This window comes from Paenibacillus sp. 01T47 (genome assembly GCF_056398245.1).
Map to the genome: position 1 here is coordinate 357,266 of NZ_JBFTPA010000004.1, position 22,999 is coordinate 380,264.

At 46.6% G+C, this 22,999-nt stretch carries 16 protein-coding genes; 13 read left to right on the plus strand and 3 right to left on the minus strand.

Translation table 11 applies throughout. The features are described 5' to 3' along the window. Window positions 1–70: 70 nt before the first annotated feature. Together AC1DOV_RS11475 and AC1DOV_RS11480 are read left to right on the plus strand one after the other, a co-directional pair. Window positions 71–4,453, plus strand: a complete 4,383-nt coding sequence (locus tag AC1DOV_RS11475; RefSeq protein ID WP_477549984.1) for a beta-L-arabinofuranosidase domain-containing protein — start codon at window positions 71–73, stop codon at window positions 4,451–4,453. 78 nt (window positions 4,454–4,531) lie between these two features. Next, a complete protein-coding gene (locus AC1DOV_RS11480) occupies window positions 4,532–9,034 on the plus strand; it encodes a PA14 domain-containing protein (protein ID WP_477549985.1) in 4,503 nt (1,500 codons plus the stop codon). 100 nt (window positions 9,035–9,134) lie between these two features. Here the strand turns inward: AC1DOV_RS11480 and AC1DOV_RS11485 are convergent, their stop codons facing one another. Continuing rightward, window positions 9,135–9,908, minus strand: a complete 774-nt coding sequence (locus AC1DOV_RS11485) for a cupin domain-containing protein (protein WP_441881790.1) — start codon at window positions 9,906–9,908, stop codon at window positions 9,135–9,137. Window positions 9,909–10,050: 142 nt separating this feature from the next. After that, the gene (gene melA, locus AC1DOV_RS11490; RefSeq protein ID WP_477549986.1) at window positions 10,051–11,349 is read right to left on the minus strand and encodes an alpha-galactosidase; all 1,299 of its coding nucleotides are present in this window, start codon (window positions 11,347–11,349) and stop codon (window positions 10,051–10,053) included. A 148-nt stretch (window positions 11,350–11,497) separates the two neighbouring features. Between melA and AC1DOV_RS11495 the strand changes: the two genes are divergently transcribed. The 7 genes from AC1DOV_RS11495 to AC1DOV_RS11525 all read left to right on the plus strand — a co-directional run bounded on the left by AC1DOV_RS11495 (window position 11,498) and on the right by AC1DOV_RS11525 (window position 17,283). Beyond that, entirely contained in the window at window positions 11,498–12,352 is an 855-nt protein-coding gene (locus AC1DOV_RS11495; protein ID WP_477549987.1) for an AraC family transcriptional regulator, read from the plus strand. Window positions 12,353–12,476: 124 nt separating this feature from the next. Further along, a complete protein-coding gene (locus AC1DOV_RS11500; RefSeq protein ID WP_477549988.1) occupies window positions 12,477–13,034 on the plus strand; it encodes a hypothetical protein in 558 nt (185 codons plus the stop codon). A gap of 212 nt (window positions 13,035–13,246) precedes the next feature. Next, complete coding sequence (locus AC1DOV_RS11505; RefSeq protein ID WP_339203683.1) at window positions 13,247–14,188, plus strand: aldo/keto reductase family protein; 942 nt, start codon at window positions 13,247–13,249, stop codon at window positions 14,186–14,188. 15 nt (window positions 14,189–14,203) lie between these two features. Further along, window positions 14,204–15,052 (plus strand): NAD-dependent epimerase/dehydratase family protein, encoded by an 849-nt coding sequence (locus tag AC1DOV_RS11510; RefSeq protein ID WP_477549989.1) that lies wholly within the window; start codon window positions 14,204–14,206, stop codon window positions 15,050–15,052. A gap of 97 nt (window positions 15,053–15,149) precedes the next feature. Continuing rightward, window positions 15,150–15,356, plus strand: a complete 207-nt coding sequence (locus AC1DOV_RS11515; protein ID WP_339203681.1) for a hypothetical protein — start codon at window positions 15,150–15,152, stop codon at window positions 15,354–15,356. Between the two features lie 150 nt (window positions 15,357–15,506). Then, a complete protein-coding gene (locus AC1DOV_RS11520; RefSeq protein WP_477549990.1) occupies window positions 15,507–16,595 on the plus strand; it encodes a tetratricopeptide repeat-containing glycosyltransferase family 2 protein in 1,089 nt (362 codons plus the stop codon). 166 nt (window positions 16,596–16,761) lie between these two features. Beyond that, the gene (locus AC1DOV_RS11525) at window positions 16,762–17,283 is read left to right on the plus strand and encodes a complement C1q domain-containing protein (RefSeq protein ID WP_477549991.1); all 522 of its coding nucleotides are present in this window, start codon (window positions 16,762–16,764) and stop codon (window positions 17,281–17,283) included. A gap of 45 nt (window positions 17,284–17,328) precedes the next feature. Here the strand turns inward: AC1DOV_RS11525 and AC1DOV_RS11530 are convergent, their stop codons facing one another. Further along, the gene (locus AC1DOV_RS11530) at window positions 17,329–18,348 is read right to left on the minus strand and encodes a LacI family DNA-binding transcriptional regulator (protein WP_477549992.1); all 1,020 of its coding nucleotides are present in this window, start codon (window positions 18,346–18,348) and stop codon (window positions 17,329–17,331) included. Window positions 18,349–18,474: 126 nt separating this feature from the next. On the opposite strand from AC1DOV_RS11530, the gene AC1DOV_RS11535 reads away from it, so the two are divergent. Genes AC1DOV_RS11535 through fucU form a run of 4 tightly spaced genes read left to right on the plus strand, consistent with a single transcriptional unit; the run spans window position 18,475 to window position 22,957 of the window. Beyond that, entirely contained in the window at window positions 18,475–20,265 is a 1,791-nt protein-coding gene (locus AC1DOV_RS11535; RefSeq protein WP_477549993.1) for an L-fucose isomerase, read from the plus strand. Window positions 20,266–20,280: 15 nt separating this feature from the next. After that, a complete protein-coding gene (locus AC1DOV_RS11540; protein ID WP_076266723.1) occupies window positions 20,281–20,940 on the plus strand; it encodes a class II aldolase/adducin family protein in 660 nt (219 codons plus the stop codon). Between the two features lie 49 nt (window positions 20,941–20,989). Continuing rightward, window positions 20,990–22,492, plus strand: a complete 1,503-nt coding sequence (locus tag AC1DOV_RS11545; RefSeq protein ID WP_477549994.1) for a rhamnulokinase — start codon at window positions 20,990–20,992, stop codon at window positions 22,490–22,492. Between the two features lie 39 nt (window positions 22,493–22,531). Further along, window positions 22,532–22,957 carry an L-fucose mutarotase gene (gene fucU, locus AC1DOV_RS11550; RefSeq protein ID WP_477549995.1) on the plus strand — a complete coding sequence of 142 codons (426 nt, stop codon included), beginning with the start codon at window positions 22,532–22,534 and terminating at the stop codon, window positions 22,955–22,957. Window positions 22,958–22,999: the final 42 nt, after the last annotated feature.

The window sequence follows — 22,999 nt, forward strand, 5'->3', positions numbered from 1 at the left end:
CAGCTGAATTGAAACGCAAGCTTAGCATGAGCTTGCGATTGCAAGAACTATGATTGAGGAGTGAAGCTGGATGCGGTTCAGTGCCAGGCTGAAATCAATGATTGTTTTACCGCTCATTTTTTCAATGTATGTAAGCATTTTTTTTCCAGCAGTTCATGTAGAAGCTGCGACTGGAGCAGAGCCGGTTTTTTTCGAGGATCATTTCAATCGTTCCATCATTAATGAAAATTGGACGGTCATCGATGGAATTTGGTCAACGGCAAATGGCAAAATGACCGGAGAAAGCGGATCGGGATCTAAAGCTTTGGTTAAGCAAACCGAAATACAAGATGGCACCATTGAGGCAGATATAAGCCTTGCCAGTCGAAGTGGTGATGCGGGATTGCTTTTCCGAACGGTTAGCGCAGCGCCAGGGGCGGACAATGTGAAAGGTTATTACGCAGGCATTTCCGCGCAAGGAACGGGCAGCGTATTTCTAGGCCGTATGGACAACAAATGGACTGAGTTGAAGCGGACTTCGATAGCGATTAATCCTAATGTAGTTTATCACTTTAAAGTTAGCGTTGCCGGATCGCAAATTAAGTTTTATGTCGATGATAAGCTGGTATTGGAACAATCGGATACGACCTATACGAAAGGTCAGGTCGGCGTAAGGCTTTACCAATCCCAGCCGACCTATGACAATCTCAAACTTTCAAATGATAAGGGGGAGCTCGCATTTACGGATTCATTTGATGCCCCAGTGGATGGGCTCACATTGCCGAGTTGGCATGCTGCTCAAGGCGAGTGGAAATTGCAATCGGGTGGGATAACCGTAAACGCTGGCGCAAATCAGGCTTTACTCGTAAAAGATACGGTGTTCACCGATTTTACAGTGGAGACCGATATTAAGCTGCCGCTAGCTGCGGGTACGGCAGGACTTTTGTTTCGAACTAAGCTAAGCGGTGAGGGAAAGGTGCCCCAAGGTTATTTTGCAGGACTGCGAAATGATGGAAACTTGGTTCTTCGCCGGCTAACGGATAAGTGGACCGATCTTAAAGTCGTTAAGGCGCTGGATACGGTCACTGCGAACAAGTTTTATCAATTGAAGGTTGTAACCTATGGGAATGGCATCAAAATATATGTGGACGATATGCACAATTCCATTCTGGAATACACCGATGACAGTGAACAAAAGTTTACCTCAGGCGGCATTGGGGTATGGGCGGATGAGTCTGAGCCGCTATTTGACAATTTTATTGCAACAGACTATGCCGTACCGGCGGAGTCGTTCCAAGAGCTGGTCAAAAATAAAGATCCGCTTGTACAAACACCGTTTGTGCCGCTTCCGCTTGGATCGGTCAAAGCTGATGGTTGGCTGCTTAAGCAATTAGAGCTAATGAAGGATGGTGCAACCGGCTACGCAGAAGATTTATACGGAGAGCTCAGCACAAATTCGGAGTGGCTGGGTGGAACAGCGCCAGAATCGAACTGGGAACGCCCTATCTATTATGTGAAGGGATTGGTCGCGCTCGCTTATACGCTTGACGATCCGGAGCTGATTGCAAAATCGCAAAAATGGGTCAATTGGATGTTGAATAGCCAGCGTGATGACGGCTTCTTCGGTCCTGCCAGCGACAATGATTGGTGGCCGCGCATGGTTGCTATTTATGTGCTCAAGGATTATTACGAGGCGACAAATGATAAGCGAGTGATCTCCTTTCTTACGAATTATTTTCATTACCAGCTGAACAATCTAGACCAGCGTCCGCTTAAGGATTGGGGACAAATCCGCAGCGGCGACAATATGAATGTCGTGCTCTGGCTGTACAACCGTACAGGAGATGAGTTTCTGCTGCAGCTCGCTGAGAAGCTGCATAAGCAAGGCGGTGATGAGACTGACATTTTTACGAACGACCATTTTTTAACAGCCGCTAAGATTAATCCTGATAACTTTTACTCGCAGCATACAGTCAACGTCAATCAATCGATTAAAACCCCCTCTATTTATTATCAACTATCGAACAATGAAGCAGATAAGCTTGCATTTCAAGCAGGCGTAGAGCATCTGAATCAATCACACAATCAAATTACCGGCATGAATTCAGGAACAGAGATGCTCGCAGGGTTAGCTTCAACGCAAGGGGTTGAGCTTTGTGCCATTGTGGAGCGGGTACACAGCAACGCGGTTGCCGCCATGATTACCGGTGATCCGGCAATCGGAGATGCGCTGGAGAAAATTACTTTTAATTCGCTTCCGGGTGCTATGAGCAAGGATATTAAAACCCATCAATACTATTCGCTGCCGAATCAAGTACAAAGCGGCGTAACCGATCATGGCTTTAAGCAAAATTACGGAAATGGCACCGTACAGTCGCCTTATTCGGGTTATCCTTGCTGTCGTTTCAATATGCATATGGGCTGGCCTTATTTTGTGAAGGACATGTGGGCGGGTACTTCGGATGGCGGGCTTGGCGTTATTGCCTATGGACCGAGCCGTGTATCAGCCAAAATCAATGGGGCGAATGTAACCGTTAAGGAAACGACGAACTATCCGTTCGAGGATCAAATTCGGTTTACGATTGAGGAAGCGTCCAAGAGTGTGAATTTCCCGCTGAAGCTGCGTATTCCGGAATGGACGGACAAAGCAGTTATCACGGTGAATGGGCAGCCGCAAGAGGCCGTAATATCCGGGCAATATTTTACGATTGATCGGCAATGGACAAAAGGCGATACCGTTGTATTGACGCTGCCAATGGAGCTCAAAACGTCGACTTGGGTCAATAATTCGATTGGCATCGAACGAGGACCACTCGTATTCTCTCTGAAAATCGATGAGAACTGGGTAGAGCAGTCTAATCCAGCGCCACAAGTGAAGGCGCCTGGCTTCAAGGAATTCAGCATCAATGCGCAGTCCCCTTGGAATTATGGTTTGCTGCTTGATCGCGACAACCCAGCAGACTCGATTCAGGTCGTCGTATCCGATATGCCGGAAAATCCGTTCATACAGGAGACTACACCGATTAAGCTAATTGCGAAAGGGAAGAGAATCCCGTCATGGGGCAAAGCAGCTAACGGGGTATCAGCCGCAGAGCCGCCGGTGGGTCCTGTATATTCCGCAGAGCCTACGGAGGAAATTACGCTTGTTCCGTTTGGAGCTGAAAACCTGCGGGTTACTTATTTCCCTGAGGTGACTGAGGAAACGGGCATTCAACCTTATAAATACGAGGCGGAAAACGCCCAGCTGTTCAAGGCGACGGCTCGCAGCAGTAATGTGCATGCATCAGGCTCAAGCTACGTTGGCGGCATCGACTATGCCGACAGCTACGTTAACTTTAATCAGGTTGAGGTTCCAGCAGCAGGGACGTACAAAATGTTTATTTGGTACGCGCAGAATACGGGGAATTACCAGCCAGCTGCTGCAAAAATTATGGTTAATGAAGGCGAAGAGCAGTCCTTGCAGCTCGCAGGGACGATTAATTGGGGTCGATTTATGGCTTCAAGCGTCAACGTTGAGCTGAAGGAAGGGGTTAACTCGATCAAGTTTATGCGGGGTTCTGGACCAAATCCAGGCTTTTATGAGCTAGACTACATCGCATTGTCAGCAGTCAGTAAAGAAGCTGTTGAGCCTTCGGATCAAGGGACAGCTGTACTGACAGGTGCTGCAAACGTACCGAGCGGTGATGATCTGAATCTTACCTTAGCGGTTCGAAATGTTACGGACAGCGTATATCAGAGTGTTTATGCACAGGACGTTACGGTAACCTTTGATCCAAGCAAGCTCAGCTTCTCGGGTGCGGCACCACTACGGGAAGGGCTGCAAGTGCTTGAGCCTAAAGAGCTTGAGCCGGGCAAAATTCGGATATTAGCCTTTGGAGAGGGGGCAGCCCTTTCGCCAAACGAAGACTGGCTGAAGTTGACTTTCCGAGCTGGCATAGCAGATGAAACGGTAAATACCTCTATAACGGTAACAGGCGTTAAGCTTGCAAACGCAGAAGGGCAGGAGCTGCTTCTGCTTGAAGCTCAGCATCATCTTCAGATACAGGCAGCTCCGGGTGATAAGTCTGCACTGCTGGCGGCATTATCGCAAGCGCAAGCTTTGTATGATGGAGCGGAAACAGGAACAGAACCGGGACAATATCCTCCTGCGATGAAGCAGCAGCTGCAATCGGTTATCAACAAAGCGAAGCTGGTTGCTGATGACGAGAAGGCAACGAAAGCTGAAATTGCAGCCGCGATTACGAAGCTGAATGCTGCAGTAGAAGATTTCCTTGCCGGTGTCATTAAGCCAAGTAACGGTGACGTGAATTATGATAATAAAATTACAGTTGGCGATTTGGCGATTGTAGCTTATTCGTATGGCAAATCCAGCAGCGATCCGAATTGGCAGCAGTTCAAAAAAGCAGATTTGAATCATGATGGCAAAGTGGATATTGAGGATCTTGCATTACTCGCTCGGTTGATTCTTGGCTAAACGGTACAAGGGGGAAGGCGCATCACTTCCTCCACTAGATTTCGGTATCGATACTATGAATCTTTGGAGGTTCCGTTCATGTTGAATATAAGAAAAACAATGAGTACGCTTGTGGCATTATCTATGATATTTAGTATAGTAGCTTCCGCAATCTCCTTTGCACCCCGGGCTGCGGCAGCAGATGCAGGGGGAATGGCAGCTTCGCAGCAGCATGGGCTGATGGCTGAATATTTCACTGCGGGAGGGCCGCCCAATTTTGCTTTTGGAACCTTTAAAGGAGCTGGCTACGATTCGAATTTGGATATTTCCAATTTAGAGCCGGCCATCAAAATGTTTACAGGACAAGAAGATCGCGTCGGCATCAGATGGACGGGTTTCATTCAGCCTAAGCTCTCTGAGGACTATACCTTTTACATTACTGGTGATAATGGCTTCCGCCTTTGGGTTGATAATAAGCTTACGATCGACCACTGGATAGCGGACTGGGACAAAGAGCAAACTTCAAAGCCTGTCACTTTGGTTGCAGGTCAGAAATACAGCATTAAGCTGGAGTTGTTCGAAGACACGGGCGGCTCGAATGTTCACCTGCGCTGGTCTAGCAAGAGCTTAGCGAAGGAGGCAGTTCCAACAGAAGCGTTTTATTTGCCAGACGGTTTCGCGCTTGGAGGTATCGTGTCCGAGGATGGTTTGCAAGTTGAGCTGCCATTCCAAGAATCTTTGAAGCCAATCACTGCTGAATTTGTTAAGCATCTGAAATTGCGTATCGTGACGGGCGATTTGCCTATTCTGTCGGCAGCTTTGAAGGATGGGGACGATAAAGTCGTCACCGTACTGCTGAAAGATCCAATGTACTCTAAGGATGTAGGCAATGTTAAAGTAATCTACGATGGCAAAGGCGGACTGGAAACGGTGGCGGGAGCTGCTGTAGCTAGCTTCGATAAACCTGTCTACAATGGTTCAAAATATCAGATCATGTCCCCTTGGGCGGAGGATGTAGACAAAGAAAACGTACTGCCTGAATACCCAAGACCACAATTAGCGCGTGAAAAATGGATGAATTTGAATGGGGAATGGGAGTTCCAAGCAGCCCAGAAGGGTGAAGCTGTTCCTGTAGGTCAAGTGCTGAAGGAGAAAATTCTTGTTCCGTTTGCAGCAGAAGCAAAGCTTTCGGGCATTAACCGCGTGGAGGATCTCATGTGGTATAAGCGCTCCTTTAACGTTCCTGAGAACTGGGATGGTAAGCGAGTGAAGCTGAATTTTGGAGCGGTTGATTACTTGGCAACGGTGTATGTGAATGGACAATCGGTAGGCAGCCATAAGGGAGGTTATACCTCATTTAGCTTTGATATTACGGATTATCTTGTGCCTGGGGACAATGAGCTTATCGTGCATGTTCTGGATGAGACGGATATGGGAGCAGACCAAGCGGTTGGCAAGCAAACGGTCAAAAAACTCGGCGGCATTTGGTATACCTCCGTATCGGGTATATGGCAAACGGTGTGGCTTGAGCCTGTAGCTGCTGCACATATCGATAAACTCGACATGGCAACAGATATTCAAAACGGCATCTTGAAGCTGAAGGCAGCTGCTATCGGCGTTGAAGGGCAAACGATTGAAGCGGTTGTTTTGGAAAATGGAAAAGTGGTGGGAACCGCAACAGGAGCAGCTGGAGCTGAGATTGCTGTGGCAGTTCCAAATGCACGGCTTTGGTCCCCAGATGATCCTTATCTATATGATTTAAATGTGTATCTGAAGGATGGAGCACAAACGGTAGACGAGGTTTCAAGCTATTTTGGCATGAGAGAGATTACGCTCGGCAAGGTAGACGGTATAACAAGGCCGCTAGTAAATGGGAAATTCGTCTTCCAAATGGGGCCGCTCGATCAAGGTTTTTGGCCGGACGGCATTTACACGGCACCTACGGACGAAGCCTTGAAATTTGATATTGAGGCGGTCAAACGCGTCGGCATGAATACGATCCGCAAGCATATTAAGGTGGAGCCCGCTCGCTGGTATTATTGGGCTGATAAGCTAGGCGTACTGGTATGGCAGGATATGCCGAGCCTTGAGGATCGTCAAGGAAATAAAGGGTCAGATATTACACAAGCAACGAAGACGCAGTGGTTTAAAGAATACAAAGAGATGGTCGATCAATTGCGCAGCGTGACATCGATCATTGTGTGGACGGTGTTTAATGAAGGCTGGGGACAATTTGATCAAGGCGGGCAAATGACGAAGGATGCTACCAGCTATGTAAAAAGCCTTGATTCGACTAGGCTCGTTAACAGCACAAGCGGCTGGTGGGATGCGGGCGTCGGCGATTTGAATGATATTCATCGCTATCCTGATCCCGGCGCTCCGAATTACAGCGATACAAGGGCAGCTGTGCTTGGCGAATATGGCGGTTTAGGCTTGCATGTCCCGGGGCATGAATGGAGTCCGCTCGTATTTTCCTATCAATTAATGAATAGCAAGGAACAGCTGACTTCTACTTATATTGCCTATATCAACAGGTTGAAGCAGCTGAAGGAATCAGGCCTGAGCGCAGCCATATACACACAAATTACAGATGTGGAATATGAAATCAACGGCCTATTGTCTTACGATCGCAAAGTTGAAAAAATGGATTTTGATCGGATTGCGACCGCGCACCGTGAGCTCATCGGCACAGCAACCAAAGGGGATTTGCTCGCTGAAATTGCCAGAGCAGAAGGCATGCTGAATCTCGCGAAAATGGGTGCAGGAGCCGGCGAATATGAGCAATCGACTGCTGATTCCTTTAAGGCTGTCATTGATTCAGCCCGCGAAACAGCTCAGAATGATGCTGCAATGCCTGCACATATTCAAACAGCTCTTAAATCTCTCCAAAGCGCACGTGAGCAATTTTTTGTATCGGTGAACGATCCAATTCCAGCGGGTTCTTCCGTTGATCCGTTTAATGAGGCGTCGCTAGACAGTGCTTGGTCAGTCTTTAAGGCAGACAACTCCAAATGGTCGCTGACGCGTAAACCAGGCTTTTTAAGCTTGGACACTTCACCAGGCGACACGTTCGGAAATTCAAATAACTTGCCGAACATCTTTTTAAAGGATGCGCCAGCAGGCGACTTCGTCATTACAACAAAAGTGGAAGCTCCAGTACGCAAAAACTTCCAGCAAGCAGGCCTGTTCATTTGGCAAAATGAGGACAATTACGTCAAGCTTGGCCATGTTTGGGATACGGAAGCAACAACTGGCAAAAGCCTCGAAACCGCATATGAGAAAAATGCGGTTTATGTTAAAGCGACAAACATGGTCAGCCATCCAGGTTACGATACGTCCTATTTGCAAATCAAAAAGGTAGGCAATGTCGTTTCTACTTTCTATTGGGATGGCAGTGCATGGAAACCTGCGGCAGACCCGATGACCGTTAATTTAAGCAATTTGAAAATCGGTTTCTATGGTCTATCTTCGGGTGATAAAACGTCTGTCCAAGCAAATTTTGATTATTTCTCGGTTGGTCCTGTTCAATTGTCGGATAAAACAGCGCTTCAAGCGGCAGTTGTATCTGCTGAAGCCAAACTTAACTCCGCTGTTGCAGGCACAGAACCCGGTCAATATCCGCAGTCTGCAAAAGATGCATTTGCTGCTTCAATCGCAACAGCTAAAGACGTATTGGCTCTTGCAGCTGCAGACCAAGCGGCAGTAGATGCAGCGTTGGCAGCACTCAGCAAATCGGTTGCTGATTTCGCAGCTTCTGTTGTACCTCCTGCTGTGAAAGACGCGACGGCTACGATTGCCGGAGCGGCACTGGTGAAAGCGGGTCAATCCTTCGATGCAACGGTTGGATTGTCAGCCGTAACGGAGGAGAAATATTCAAAGCTGTATGCGCAAATTTTAACAGTTAGCTTCGATGCTGCGAAATTAACGCTGACTGGCGCAGCCTCCTTGCAGCAGGATTTCAGCATCCTTGAGCAAAAGGTTATCGAGCCAGGCAAGGTGAGGATTGTAGCGGCAGGTCAAGGCAAAGGCATTGATGCCAATTCGGAATGGCTGAAGCTGAGCTTCTTGGCAGCTGTTACGGGGAGCACAGGAAATACAGCCATTCAAATTAGCGACTTTATAGTTGCTAATAGCTTGGGAGAAGAACTTGAAGCAAAATCAACATCCCATACGCTGCAAATTAGTACCGTTGTTGATGTGACGGGCTTAAATCAGGCGATAGCCGCAGCGGAAGCCATTTATGATGGAGCGGTAGTCGGCACACAGCCTGGTCAATATCCGGCAGCAGCAAAAGCAGCGTTCGGTGAAGCCATTGCCGCAGCGAAAGCCGTTGCCGTTAACCCGAATGCAAGCGAAGCGCAAGTGAGCGCAGCTATTGCTCAGCTAAGTGCGGCAGTGACGACGTTCCAAGCTTCTAAATTGTCAGGCGATATTAATAACGACAATAAGGTATCAATTGGCGACCTCGGCATCGTAGCAGCTGCATATGGCAAAACAAGCGCAGATCCGAATTGGTCGCAATATAAGAAATCCGATCTAAATGCGGATGGCAAAATTGATATTGTGGATATCGCGATGCTTGCAAGATGGATTCTGGGGTAACATTTCGTTAGATTTTGCTTACAATAAAGAAGAGGGTGACCCGAAGCAACGGACTGCTTGGGTTCCCTCTTTTTTTGTCGGTTTCTGTGGGTTTAAGTTATTAATATGGATGCTGATAATATTGCTGGCCATACATTTGATTGTAATAGCCTTGGTTAGGTTTAGCTTGGTTCGACTGAATAGCTTGATTAGGCTGATATGCTTTATTGGACGGCAACGTTTGGTTTGGCTGCAATACTTGATTGGATTGCAATACTTGATTCGATTGCACTGGAGCTTGCTGCTGCATTGGAGCTTGATTAGGCTTTTGCATATTTTTGCTTTGGCCTTGTACGGGATTATAGCTGCAATTGCTCGGAGGTCCCAGAATAACGGTGTCTTTTAAAGGTGCTAATGCATTTTCTAATTTTTCTTGATCTAAGCAGTAGGTATACGCAAGGATATTGGTTGGAGTTAATCTTAAAATATCGGAGCCAAAAATAACTTCTGGGATTGGCGCATCAAAGATGGCTAGCAGATGAGTATTATCGACGGTCGCCATTTCATAGTGCCACCAGCCTTGCGGAATGTTGACGACTTGAGCAGGCTGTACCAAGTAATGAAGGAACTCGTTCGTAAAAGGGTTCATAAGCGCAATTTCTGCTGATCCTGATATGCAATATACGAGCTCGGAGGCATTCTGATGGTAATGAGGCTCAACGACATTGCTTTTGCTAAGGTATATATCAAGAAGCGACGAATTGCCTAACGTATTCAATTGCTTCACTGAAAGCAAGTTGATGTAGTTGTATGGATCTTTTTTGAAAAAAGTACTATTGTTCAAATCATAAGCAAATTCCGTCTGTGGAGACGTATAGTCCATATAAGAAGTCATTTGTAAATCCTGCCCCTCTTCCATTAGCTGGTAAATGTTTACTGGGATAGGATATGTGTTTGCCCATATGATGGTGAAGGTTACTGGAAAAAAACAAGGCAGACAAGTGCATGAATAACGATGCACTCGTCTGCCTATTCGTTTATTTATAGCTTGGAAGCCAGCTGCCATGCGCTTCGATGAGCTCATCACAAAGCGATACAATGTCATCCATAGACAATTCTGCTGAGGTATGCGGATCAAGCATTGCTGCGTGATAAATATGATCTCGCTTGCCAGTAATTGCCGCTTCAATCGTTAATAGCTGCGTGTTGATGTTCGTACGGTTTAATGCTGCAAGCTGTGGCGGAAGGTCGCCAACATAGGTTGGTGTAACGCCATTCGCATCAACGAGGCATGGTACTTCTACGCAAGCTTCCTTCGGAAGATTCGTAATAAGCCCAGTATTCATCACGTTGCCGCCAATTTTGAACGGATTGTTCGTTTCAATTGCTTCGAGAATGTACGAAGCATATTCATTGCTGCGGCAGTGCTCCAGCTTGCTGTCATTAATAAGTGAATCGCGCATGGATTTCCAGCCTTCAATTTGACTAACACAGCGGCGCGGATACTCATCGAGAGGAATGTTGAAACGCTCGATCAGCTCTGGATAGTTCCGTTTGATGAAGTATGGATGGTATTCCGCATTGTGCTCGGAAGATTCGGTGATGTAGTAGCCGAATTTCAGCATGAGCTCGTAACGAACCATATCATGATGTTTCTCCAATTGCTTCTCTGCTGCACGGCGTTTGATTTCCGGGTACAGATCAACTCCGTCTTTGCTTGCTTCAAGCAGCCATGCCATATGGTTGATGCCTGCAATCTTGTACTTAACGCCCGTTGTGTCCATACCCAAATGATCAAATAAATGAGGCACACAAACTTGTACACTGTGGCATAAGCCAACCGTTTTCACGCCGCCATAGGTGTTCATGACATTCGTGAGCACGGCCATTGGGTTGGTGTAGTTAAGGAACAGCGCATCTGGACAAACCTCGTTAATATCGTTAGCGAAATCCAGCATCACAGGAATCGTGCGCAGATTACGGAAAATGCCGCCAATGCCTACGGTATCGGCAATCGTTTGGCGCAAGCCGTATTTTTTTGGAATCTCAAAATCGGTAATCGTACACGGATCATAGCCGCCTACTTGAATGGCGTTTACGATGTATTTGGCACCGCGAAGCGCTTCTTTCCGGTCGGTATAAGCTTTAATCTCGCAAGTGCTTTCACTTGTTTTTTTAATATTAAGCAGCATTTGCTCGGAATCGAGAAGACGCTCCGCATCAATGTCAAATAAAGCGATTTCAAAACCTTGCAATGCAGGTGTCTGCATGACATCTCCAAGAATGTTTTTGGCAAAAACACTGCTTCCTGCGCCGATAAAAGTAATTTTAGACATTAGACAATAGCCTCCTATTGGATGATTGCTGACTCCTTTAGTATAAGGAGAACAACTGCAAATGAATATGGAAGGAACGAAGCATTATATGGAGAAATGTTGCATCATTTAGTATGCTTAGAGAAGTCAGCTTATTGGAGGTGCATAGATGGAAACGCATCATCGTATAACCATGAGTATTAATACAGCTCCCCTGAAAGGCGAAATGTCGGTCTTGTTCAGCGGAATCGGCGAACCGGTCGCGGGCCATTTTATAGGACCGGCTGTTCATGATTATTATTTAATTCACATTGTACTGGATGGGGAAGGCACATTTGAAACGCTGGGGAAGACGTACTCTTGCAGCGCGGGGGATGCCTTCATCATTTTTCCGGATATTCTGGTCAAATACGAGGCAAGCCTGCACAATCCTTGGAAATATACATGGGTAGCCTTCTCGGGAGATATCGTGGAAGCTTCTCTTAGTTCGATTGGGATTACGCCAGACCTCGCTGTTATACGTGGATTTTCGCTACCGACGATTTATCGGATGTTTCGGAAAATACGCAAAGGTATGGAGAAAACGAATGCCCCAGCGCTTGGCAATATGGAGGCTTCGGGTTGGCTGAGATTAATATTTCATGAGCTTGGACGAATGAACCCTACGAGAATAACCGAAGAGATCGTACCAGAATCTCGTTCTTACCGCCAAATTGATCAGGCAATTCGCCTCATATCGCTCCAATATGGACAGCAGCTTTCTATTGAAGGAATCGCTCAAACACTCGGCTATCATCGCGCGCATTTAACGAGGCTGTTCAAGGATGCGACGGGGCTGCCGCCCATGCAATATTTACAAAAGGTACGAATGAAGAAAGCAGAGGAACTGCTTGAAGGCGAGCTTACGATCGCCCAGATTGCCTCATCTGTTGGATTTAATGACCCGCTCTTTTTTACGAAGCAATTTCACAAATGGAGCGGACAATCGCCTACGGAATTTCGGAAAAGCTTGAATAAGCAATAGAACGATAAACGAGCGGAAAATAGATAGGTGGGCATTCGAATGCAGTGGATAATTTCTCCATAAATGCAACCTAAGTAATCATTAAAGAGTCTATGATGATGAGGATGAAGAGGAGGGATTTTTGGTGAGGTTAAAGATTTGGTTTGTTTTGCTAGCAGCGGTTTGCATTCTTAGTGCTTGCGAAAAGGAAGAGAATAATGGAACAACGGATAGCAGTTGGAAAGTGGTCTCTAGCGAATCAGAGGAAATGCAAGCCTCTTATCAAGAAAAACAGTTATCAGATGATATGAACGAGGTAATTTCAAATTATATTATTCAAAAATATGATTCCGTCTCCTCTCAAACGGAAAAACAGTTTGAGGTGCATGAGGTTTATGGCACAAGCGAATCATCGGGCATCATTACGGTGTATATGCATTCCTATTTTGGCGGATTTAATAAATTTTCGGGTCTAGAAATTCAAGCAGGGCATTCCATGCCTGCGGTCATTCGTTTGAAGAAAAAAGCAGCGGGATATGTTGTAACCGAATATACTGAACCGAAAGACGGCAGTCTTTATCAATCTTCGTTGAAAAAAATGTTTCCCAAAAAGTATTTGGATATAATGCATAATAAAAGCGGCATTTTAGAGATTTTGCAAAAAGAAATGGATAGCAAAGTACAGCAATGGTTGGACGAATAGTACTGCGAATCACCCGTACCAACGGGTTTATTTTAAGATAAAAATCAAGAAACTAGCAGTTACTTTAAGTATAGTATGTATATCTCATATAATATAGTGACCTTTTTTTCACTACTTACATAATGATACAAACTTCTCTAGAATAGAGATGCGAGCGTGCTTAAGGCAGCATTTCGATTGCTATTTTACAATTCATGAGGAGATGAGTAGAGATGCAATTTCGTCATTTAGGGAAAAGTGGATTGAAGGTTAGTGAAATCAGTCTAGGAAGCTGGTTGACATACGGCGGTTACGTAGAACGTGAAAATGCGGTGAAAGCGATTCAAACAGCCTACGGGCTTGGCATTAATTTTTTTGATACAGCGAATGTATATGAGAGAGGGGAAGCAGAGAAGCTGATGGGAGAAGCGCTTCGTGCTTTTCCACGGGAATCCTATGTGCTCGCAACCAAAGTGTTTGGACAGATGGGTGATGGTCCAAATGATCGGGGACTATCCCGCAAACATATTATGGAGCAGTGCAATGCCAGCCTGAAACGGCTTGGAGCAGATTATGTGGATCTATATTACTGCCACCGCCATGATCCAAGTACGCCTATGGAAGAGACGCTTCGTGCGCTTGACGATCTGGTACGCCAAGGCAAAGTGCTGTACGTTGGCGTTAGCGAGTGGACAACCGCGCAAATGGTGGAAGCGCATGCAATTGCTGATCGTTACTTGCTCGACCGAATCGTAGTTAACCAACCGATTTATAATATGTTTAACCGTTATATCGAGAAGGAAGTCATTCCTTACGGAGAGCGCGGCGGTATTGGACAAGTCGTGTTCTCACCTCTCGCTCAAGGACTGCTGACGGGCAAATACAGTTCCGTGAATGATGTGCCTGCGGACAGCCGTGCAGCGAAGCTTGATGGCATGCGCAAAGGTGTGACGGAAGAGAAAATCAATAAAGTGCGCGAGCTGAGCGTGGTGGCAGCAGAGCTGGAATTAACGGTTGGTCAGCTGGCGCTTGCTTGGATTTTGCGCCAGCCGAATGTATCTAGTGCACTCGTTGGAGCTAGCAATCCTGCACAGGTGGAAGAGAACGTGAAGGCATCGGGTGTCGTGCTAAGCGCTGATATTACGGAGCGGATTGAACAAATATTAGGAGCATAAGAAGGAGTGAATGAAGTGCCGAAAGTAGTTGTTACAGGCGGCAGCGGCATGCTGGGGAAATGGGTAGTTAAGCATTTTGTTGAGCAGGGATACGAGGTTGTGAATGCGGATGTGAAACATCCAGCCGAACCGCTATGCCGCACCGTAATCGTTGATTTGAACCATTTGGGTGAAGTGTACGGCGTATTGGCTGGGGCGGATGCCGTTGTGCATTTGGCTGCCATTCCAGTTGCGTATTCGCATCCGAATGAGGTTACCTTTCACAACAATGTGATGTCTACCTACAACATATTGGAAGCTGCAGCGGGTCTTGGCATCCGCAAGGCAGTTATTGCTTCGAGTGAATCCTCTTATGGCCTCGTATTTGCCAAAGAGAAGTTCGGGCCTAAGTATGTTCCCATCGATGAAGAGCATCCGCAGCTTCCTGAGGACAGCTATGGCTTGTCCAAAATCGTAAATGAACAAACAGCGGATATGATAAACCGTAGAACAGGCATGCAGGTTGTTTCATTCCGCCTTGGCAATGTTATTGCACCAGAAGCGTATGAGCGATTCGAGTCATTTATCCGTGATCCCGAGCAGCGCGAGCGTATTCTATGGAGCTACATTGATACGAGAGATGCGGCGGAAGCTTGTCAGCTCGCTATTGAAGCAGAGGGGCTCGGAAGCGTGGCGCTTAATCTTGCAGCGGATGATAGCAGCATGGCGCTGCCAAGCCGTGCGCTAATGGCCGCTCGTTTTCCGGAGGTCAATGATTTCCGCAAGCCGCTGGAGGGGCACGAAACATTGCTCTGCAATGAGAAGGCTAAACGGCTGCTCAACTGGAAGCCAAAACATCAATGGCGTGATTACGTCAACGGATAAAAGGAAAGTCGAGTCCAAGAAAAAAATTATACGAAGAACGTTATTTTAGGACTGTTTTGGGGTAAACATGCTTATAAGCGAAAGGAGCTGATGAAGCATGTTAGATAATGAAAACAAGCCGCAGGAGGTTCCTGAGACAAATCCAGGACAGGAGCCGGAAATTATCCCCCCGGATTCGCCGGTAATTAAGCCCGACCAGCCTATTCCGGAAATTGAGCCGCAGACGATCCCGGAAATTAAACCGGAGGTTGAACCTGAGATCAAGCCGGACATTCCGCCTGAGGTTCCACCAAAGCAATACTAGAGTTAACGTTCATATGCAATCAACAATTAAGGCCGGATTTCTCCGTAAAAGGAGGAGCTCCCGGCCTTTTTTTGTTTGTATATTTGTCCAAACATCACAAGTTATGGCTCCATATACTGCTTAGAGAATAGGTTATGGAGGTGTGAAGCAATGATTACGATTAGTTTATGCATGATTGTAAAAAACGAGGAGCAAGTACTGGCAAAATGCTTAAGCTCCGTCAAAGACCTAGTTGAAGAGATCATAATTGTAGATACGGGATCAACAGATAAGACAAAGGAAATTGCAGCTAACTACACAAGTCGAATCTTTCATATGGATTGGAATGACGATTTTTCGGCCGCGAGAAATTTTTCTTTCAGCCATGCTACTCAAGATTATATTTTATGGCTGGATGCAGACGATTGGCTTCAAGAAAACGATATAACGAAGCTCAGCTTGCTTAAACAAACGATAGATCCAACTGTGGACTCCGTCAGCATGGATTATTATGTTGGATTCGATCCTATTGGACAGCCTACAGCTGTCATTCAAAGAAACCGGCTGGTGAAGCGTTCCAAGCAATTTCAGTGGCATGATCCCGTACATGAATATTTGGCAGTTGAGGGGCATGTTATCTACTCTGATATTGCTGTGAGTCACGGGCGCGTCCATACAAACTCGGAACGAAATTTGCGTATTTATGAAAGAATGCTTGCGAAGGGAGCCGTTCTCTCCAATCGGCAATTGCTGCATTATGCAATGGAGTTAACCGCTAATGATGATTTTGAAAAGGCAATTGAGATTTATGAAGCTATTATTTCTGATCGCGCAAGCTACTTTGAAGATCAATTGCTAGCTTGTGATCGAATGGCTCATTGTCATCATGAGCTTGGCAATAAAGAGCAGGAGCTGCTTTCTCTTATAAAAACATTCAACTATGATATCCCGCGTGCTGATTACGTATGCCGTATCGCTTATTATTTTCAGGAAAACCATGATTATGAGAAAGCGATTAACTGGTACCAATTGGCACTGAAGCTGGAAAAACCAGAAAAACGTCTGCTTGGCATTAATCACATGGCTTGGACATGGTTTCCCCATTTGCAGCTAGTGGCCTGTTACGGCAAGTTAGGAAAACTAGAGCATGCGTATAAGCATAATGAGATTGCTCTTTCGTATGCTCCCACGGATACAAACCTATTAGACAACAAACAATTGCTAGAGAAACGACTGGGTAAAAGAAAGGCTGGAAGCTAGCAGGATCATATGAATTCTACTCTTTGTTTTTTAATAAAACAGCCTGTTTCATCTTTGCTAGACAAGTACCGTCTCTATTAAGCGAATCGATCCATATAATAATGTATTGCTAGAACAACTAGTTTTGTAACCAGCTAAATAAATAGGGTTAGAAGGAGGGAAAAGCATGACTGTTACAAGAGCAAGGAAGGTAAAACAGAGCAGCAAAAGACTTATCTGCAAAGAAGTTGTTTGCAAGCGACCTGTCAGCAAGAAATTGATTTGTAGGCCAGTGAGAAGACGCAAATCTGCGTTCAGAGCTGTTTCTGGAATCGATCAGAATCTTCTTGATGGTACAACTGCTAAAGTTCTTTATCAAGTGGAAGAGCTGGATCTCAACAATGAATACAACCCGGCAAACTCAACTTTCCGTCCAAAACAAAAAGGCGTTTACGCTCTTTTTGCAAGTGTCTTCTTTCAAACGGTTACGGTCACAACCTATACGCTTGATTTGGAGATAAGAGTAAACGGCGTGCCAAGAATTTCAGATCAAGAAGATTTTACAAATACAAGCGGCATTATTGAGGCCAGTGGTCTTGTACAATTGCAGGCTCGTGATCGAGTACAGGTTTTTGCCACCGTTTTGAATAAGAATGTTCAAATCCAGAGCGGTTTAGCTACTCGTTTTGAAGGAGCAAGAATAAACTAAAAAAGTGCCTGGAGGTTTCCTCTAGGCACTTTTTTACAATCTTAGCTAGAGTGAAGTGATTTCCTTCACGGATCGACGAATAATTAGTTCCGCCGGCAAAACGATTTTTTTCCACGGCAGCGCGGCTTCGCGCTCTTGTATGCGGTCAACTAGCATTTGCATGCCCATGTAGCCAAACTGGTAAGCCTGCTGAGCGGCTACGGTAAGGAATGGTTCTACTTCTGAATAAGGTCCCAGATCGTCAAAGCAAACGATGGACATATGGTCAGGAACGCTCATTCCCCGTTCACGGAACAGTCGTAAAATTTCTACCGCAAGCACATTGTTGCCCGCAACGATAGCAGTTGGAGAAGGGGATAGCTGATCGAACCACTGGCCCATTTCGGTCAAATCGTTTAAAGGACCAAAGCTGGTCTCAAATACATATTTCTCGTTATAGTCAAGGTCATTGAGCTTCATGCCGTCTTGATAGCCTTGCAGCCTTAATCTCGCACTGGATATGGAGGAAGAACCGTTCACCATCGCTATGGCGCGATGCCCTTGTGAAGCTAGATGCTCAACAAGCCTTCTTGCACCGTCTCTGCTGTCACCAAGCACGATATCGCAATCAATGCCCGGCACCTCACGGTCAAGCAGCACAAATGGCACATTATGCTTGCGCAGCGAATTCAAATGAGGAAGAGAAGGATCGCCAGCGGGAGCGACAAGAACGCCGTCAACGCGTGTCGTCAAGATGGTCGTCACATAATCGGCTTCTTTTTCCAGATTTTCGTCGCTGTTCCCAAACAGCAGACGATAACCCGAACGTTTGGCAGCATCTTCCGCGCCGCGTGCGAGCGTCGTATAGAAAGGGTTCATAATATCCGTTATAAGCAGGAATAGCAGCTTCGTTTGCTGGAGTACGAGGCTTCGCGCCGTTTGATTCGGAACATAACCCAGCTCCTCCATAACACGAGTTACCTTCGTTCTCGTTTTTTCGCTTATTTTACCAGTGTTATTGATAACTCTGGAGACGGTCATAGCGGAGACGCCTGCCTTAGCGGCTACATCATATATCGTTACCATTTCGTAATCCCCTTATGGATAAATCGTAGATTCTATCATACAAAAAAGTAGTCATTGACAGCAAGCCTTATTGTTGTTATTTTAATGTTATCGGTAACATTATTATAACATAATGGAGGTTTTAATATGACAGATACTAGCTTTCGTTTTCAATCAGGGTTTCCAAAGATAGGTATTCGACCAACAATTGACGGAAGAAGAAAAGGCGTTCGCGAATCATTGGAAGAACAAACCATGAACATGGCAATCGCGACTGCTAAGCTTTTATCGGACAATTTGCGTTATCCAAACGGCGAACCGGTCGAATGTGTCATCGCTGACAGCTGTATTGGCGGAGTAGCTGAAGCAGCAGCATGTGCGCAAAAATTTGCAACCTCTGGCGTAGGGGTATCGATAACGGTAACGCCTTGCTGGTGCTACGGCACGGAAACGATGGATATGGATGCAAGCATTCCGAAGGCGGTATGGGGCTTTAATGGGACAGAACGCCCAGGCGCGGTGTATCTGGCAGCTGTACTATCGGGTTACGCGCAAAAAGGGCTTCCGGCTTTCGGTATCTATGGTGAGCATGTTCAAGATTCTGGCGATACTTCCGTTCCGTTTGATGTTAAAGACAAACTGATTGGATTTGCAAAAGCAGGCCTGGCGGTTGCTTATATGCGCGGTAAATCGTATTTGTCGATGGGCTCTGTATCTATGGGTATCGCCGGTTCAATCGTAAATGACGCTTTCTTCCAAGAATATCTTGGCATGCGTACCGAGTACATCGATATGACTGAATTTGTACGCCGTATGGAAGAGAACATATATGATACAGCGGAGTTCGAGAAAGCGCTTACCTGGGTGAAGGAGAACTGTATCGAAGGAGCGGATAACAATGCTGCGGATATCCAGACGTCAAGAGAGCGTAAAGATGAGGACTGGGAAACAGTTGTGAAAATGACGCAAATCGCCCGCGATCTGATGATTGGCAACCCTGAGCTTGCCAAACTTGGCTTCGGCGAGGAAGCTGGCGGCCATAACGCGATCGTAGCTGGATTCCAAGGGCAGCGGCAGTGGACGGATCATTTTCCAAACGGTGATTTCATGGAATCCATACTTAATTCATCCTTCGATTGGAACGGCATAAGGGCGCCTTATATGGTAGCTACGGAAAATGATAGCTTGAATGGCGTGGTTATGCTCTTCGGATATTTGCTTACGAATACCGCTCAAATTTTTGCCGATGTCCGTACGTATTGGAGCCCAGAATCTGTGGAGCGAGTCACGGGACACAAGCTGGCGGGTGCAGCTGAGAACGGTTTGCTCCATCTGATCAACTCCGGTTCAGCAACGCTTGACGGTACAGGAGAGCAGACAAAGGATGGCGAACCGGTCATGAAGCCGTTCTGGGAAATATCGGAGGAAGAAGCGCAAAAATGTTTGGATGCTACGTCATGGCGGCCAGCTTCGGTCGAATATTTCCGCGGAGGTGGTTACTCCTCTGATTTCTTAACGCGCGGGGGCATGCCGATGACAATGTCTCGCATTAATTTGGTGAAGGGCATTGGCCCTGTACTACAAATTGCAGAAGGTTTTTCGGTAGAATTGCCGCAGGATGTCCATGACACACTCGACAAACGTACCGATTCGACTTGGCCGACAACATGGTTTGCACCAATCTTGACGGGTGAAGGGGCTTTCGGTTCCGTTTATGAGGTAATGGATAATTGGGGTGCAAATCACGGCTCTATCAGCTATGGACACATCGGCGCTGATTTAATTACGCTCGCTTCGATGCTGCGGATTCCGGTTAATATGCATAATGTTTCGAGAGAACGTGTATTCCGCCCAAGAGCATGGGGATTGTTCGGTACGGCGAATCCAGAGAATGCCGATTACCTAGCTTGTCAAAATTTTGGGCCTATCTACAAATAAATCGGAGGTTTTACAATGAGCAGCACGGACATTCGCAACGAGCTATGCAAATATGCTCGCAAAACAGTAACGAACAAGCTGGTTGTAGGGCCAGGCGGCAATATTAGCGCGAAGTTTGAAGGCAAAATGTATCTTTCGCCAAGCGGATTTGCTCTTGATGAGGTTGAGCCGCATCAATGGGTCGAGGTAGATATTGAGACTGGGGAAATAACGGATATCGGTCTTCGTCCATCATCTGAGGTGCTGATGCATCTATATGCCTATCGTGCTAATCCGGATATTGGAGCAATCGTCCATACCCATCCGCCATATTGCATTGCATTCACTTTAGTTGAGCAGGAGCTTCCAATTATGTTTCCAGATCAAGCAGCGCTCGTTGGCAAGACGGTGTACGTTCCCTATGTGCTTCCGACGACGGATAAGCTCGCTGATGCATACGTAGCGAAAGTAAATGAAGCAAGCTCGGTACTGCTTGGCAACCATGGCTTAGTAACGTCTGGTCGCAATTTACGCGAGGCGTACTATCGTACGGAGGTCGTTGAGGAAAGCACAAAAATTTATTTGATTGCCAAGGCGATTCGCGAGCCTAAGGTGCTGACGAAAGAAGAGTTCGAAGAGATCGCATCGCTGGAGAGCGAAGCTTACCGCATCGAATTACTGCAAAAGATGAAATGATCGATGCCCATTCGTGAAGCGCCAGCTTTAGTTAAAGGAGGCTTTAAGCATGACGAAGCTTGCGACTGTGCTCGCGTTTGATTTGGGCGCAAGCAGCGGCAGGGCGTTAATCGGCGAGCTGCTGCTTGATAAGGCAAGCGGTCAGCGCTTGCTGAAGGTGACGGAAATTCATCGTTTTCCAAATCAGCCGGTGGCTGTACACGGTCATTTGCATTGGGATATATTGCGCCTGCTGCAGGAGCTGAAGTTTGCCATTCGCAAAGCCTTTCAAGAAGGCTATGCTCCGCAAACGTTCGGCATTGATACATGGGGCGTAGACTTTGGGCTGCTCGATGATCATGGCGAGCTGCTTGGCAATCCATATCATTACCGTGATTCGCAAACAGATGGAATAGTAGAAGAGCTGCTCGAACGGTTTGGCAAAGACCGATTATATGAGCAGGGCGGCTTGCAGTTTATGCCCTTTAATACGATAAACCAGCTGTATGCGATGAAGAAAGCGGCATCGCCGAAGCTTGCAGCAGCTAGAACGCTGCTGCTTACGCCTGATTTGCTTGCTTATTTCTTAACAGGCGTGAAGGTGTGCGAGTTTACGATGGCGACGACTACGCAGCTATACAAGCCAAAGGAACAGCAATGGAATTTAGAGTTAATGGATGAGCTGGGCATTCCGAATAGGTTGTTTCTTGATCCGATTCATCCAGGTACGAAGATTGGGCAATTAACGGCAGAAGTTTGCGCCGAGCTGGATGTCCCTCCGATTACAGCGGTTGCTGTTGGAACGCATGATACCGAATCTGCGGTTGCAGCTGTTCCTGCGGATAGTGAATCGGGCTTCGCTTATCTAGTTTGCGGAACATGGTCGCTGCTGGGGACTGAGCTTGCAGGTCCAAACGTCTCAAGAGAAGCGCAAGATCTTGATTTCTCTAATGAAGGAGGCGCTCAGGGAACCTATCAGCTGCTCAAAAATATTATGGGACTTTGGATATTGCAAGAGTGCAAACGGGAATGGGAGGAGCAGGGGAACCATTGGACATTTGCAGAAATCGTGACGCAAGCTGAAGCGGCGGAGCCTTTCCGCAGCTTTATCCATCCTGACGATCCGATGTTTTTTGCACCTTCCGGCATGATCGGGCGCATACAAGCTTATTGCGAACAAACGTCCCAGAAGGTTCCTCAGTCTATAGGGGAAATTACACGCTGCATTTTGGAGAGCTTGGCATTAAGGTATCGGCAGGCGCTGGCTCAAATGGAAGAATTGACGAAGCAGCATTTTGATGGCTTGCATATGGTTGGCGGCGGCATTCAGAATAGGCTGCTTTGCCGCCTAACGGCTAATGCGATTGCCCGTCCGGTTTGGACGGGACCAGTAGAAGCAAGTGCGATTGGCAATATGCTCATGCAGCTCGTCGCGCTGGGCGAATGCGGCAATCTTCAAGAAGCAAGGAAGCTTGTAGCTGCATCGTTTTCGATAGAGGAATTTGCTCCTGAGCAGCAGAATGAGTGGGATCATGCGTTCGAGGCTTATGAGCGTGTTGCTAGAGTTAAATAACTCATATGAATAAATCGATACCGGGAGGAGGAGGTTAGCATGCTGATTGGGATATCGAAATTGATTTCTCCAGAGCTGCTGAAGGTACTCAGCGAAATGGGACATAGCGACGAAATCGTGATTGCCGACGGGAACTTTCCCGCGGCAAGTCATGCCAAGCGGCTCATTCGTGCGGACGGGCATGATGTACCAGCGCTGCTTGACGCTATTTTGCAGCTGTTCCCTTTAGATCAATATGTTGAGAAGCCTGCTGCGCTTATGCAGGTGGTTCCGGGTGATACGGTTGAAACACCGATTTGGGAGCAATACCGCTCGATTATCGAGCAGCGTACCGGTCTATCGGAGCCATTTGAGCAGGTCGAACGTTTTGCATTTTACGAGCGTGCGAAGCAGGCTTATGCGGTAATCGCTACAGGCGAGAGCGCGCTTTATGCCAATCTTATTTTGAAAAAGGGCGTTATTTAAAAATAGCCGACTAATTATGCATCATATTATGGCTTCATATTT

What these genes read in the sequence shown, in the direction of transcription:
- AC1DOV_RS11515 (WP_339203681.1), top strand. Translation starts at nt 15,150, where the DNA reads ATGTTAGATAATGAAAACAAGCCGCAGGAGGTTCCTGAGACAAATCCA.
- AC1DOV_RS11545 (WP_477549994.1), top strand. Translation starts at nt 20,990, where the DNA reads ATGACGAAGCTTGCGACTGTGCTCGCGTTTGATTTGGGCGCAAGCAGC.
- melA (WP_477549986.1), bottom strand. Translation starts at nt 11,349, where the DNA reads ATGTCTAAAATTACTTTTATCGGCGCAGGAAGCAGTGTTTTTGCCAAA.
- fucU (WP_477549995.1), top strand. Translation starts at nt 22,532, where the DNA reads ATGCTGATTGGGATATCGAAATTGATTTCTCCAGAGCTGCTGAAGGTA.
- AC1DOV_RS11540 (WP_076266723.1), top strand. Translation starts at nt 20,281, where the DNA reads ATGAGCAGCACGGACATTCGCAACGAGCTATGCAAATATGCTCGCAAA.
- AC1DOV_RS11530 (WP_477549992.1), bottom strand. Translation starts at nt 18,348, where the DNA reads ATGGTAACGATATATGATGTAGCCGCTAAGGCAGGCGTCTCCGCTATG.
- AC1DOV_RS11525 (WP_477549991.1), top strand. Translation starts at nt 16,762, where the DNA reads ATGACTGTTACAAGAGCAAGGAAGGTAAAACAGAGCAGCAAAAGACTT.
- AC1DOV_RS11480 (WP_477549985.1), top strand. Translation starts at nt 4,532, where the DNA reads ATGTTGAATATAAGAAAAACAATGAGTACGCTTGTGGCATTATCTATG.
- AC1DOV_RS11485 (WP_441881790.1), bottom strand. Translation starts at nt 9,908, where the DNA reads ATGACTTCTTATATGGACTATACGTCTCCACAGACGGAATTTGCTTAT.
- AC1DOV_RS11475 (WP_477549984.1), top strand. Translation starts at nt 71, where the DNA reads ATGCGGTTCAGTGCCAGGCTGAAATCAATGATTGTTTTACCGCTCATT.
- AC1DOV_RS11495 (WP_477549987.1), top strand. Translation starts at nt 11,498, where the DNA reads ATGGAAACGCATCATCGTATAACCATGAGTATTAATACAGCTCCCCTG.
- AC1DOV_RS11505 (WP_339203683.1), top strand. Translation starts at nt 13,247, where the DNA reads ATGCAATTTCGTCATTTAGGGAAAAGTGGATTGAAGGTTAGTGAAATC.
- AC1DOV_RS11520 (WP_477549990.1), top strand. Translation starts at nt 15,507, where the DNA reads ATGATTACGATTAGTTTATGCATGATTGTAAAAAACGAGGAGCAAGTA.
- AC1DOV_RS11535 (WP_477549993.1), top strand. Translation starts at nt 18,475, where the DNA reads ATGACAGATACTAGCTTTCGTTTTCAATCAGGGTTTCCAAAGATAGGT.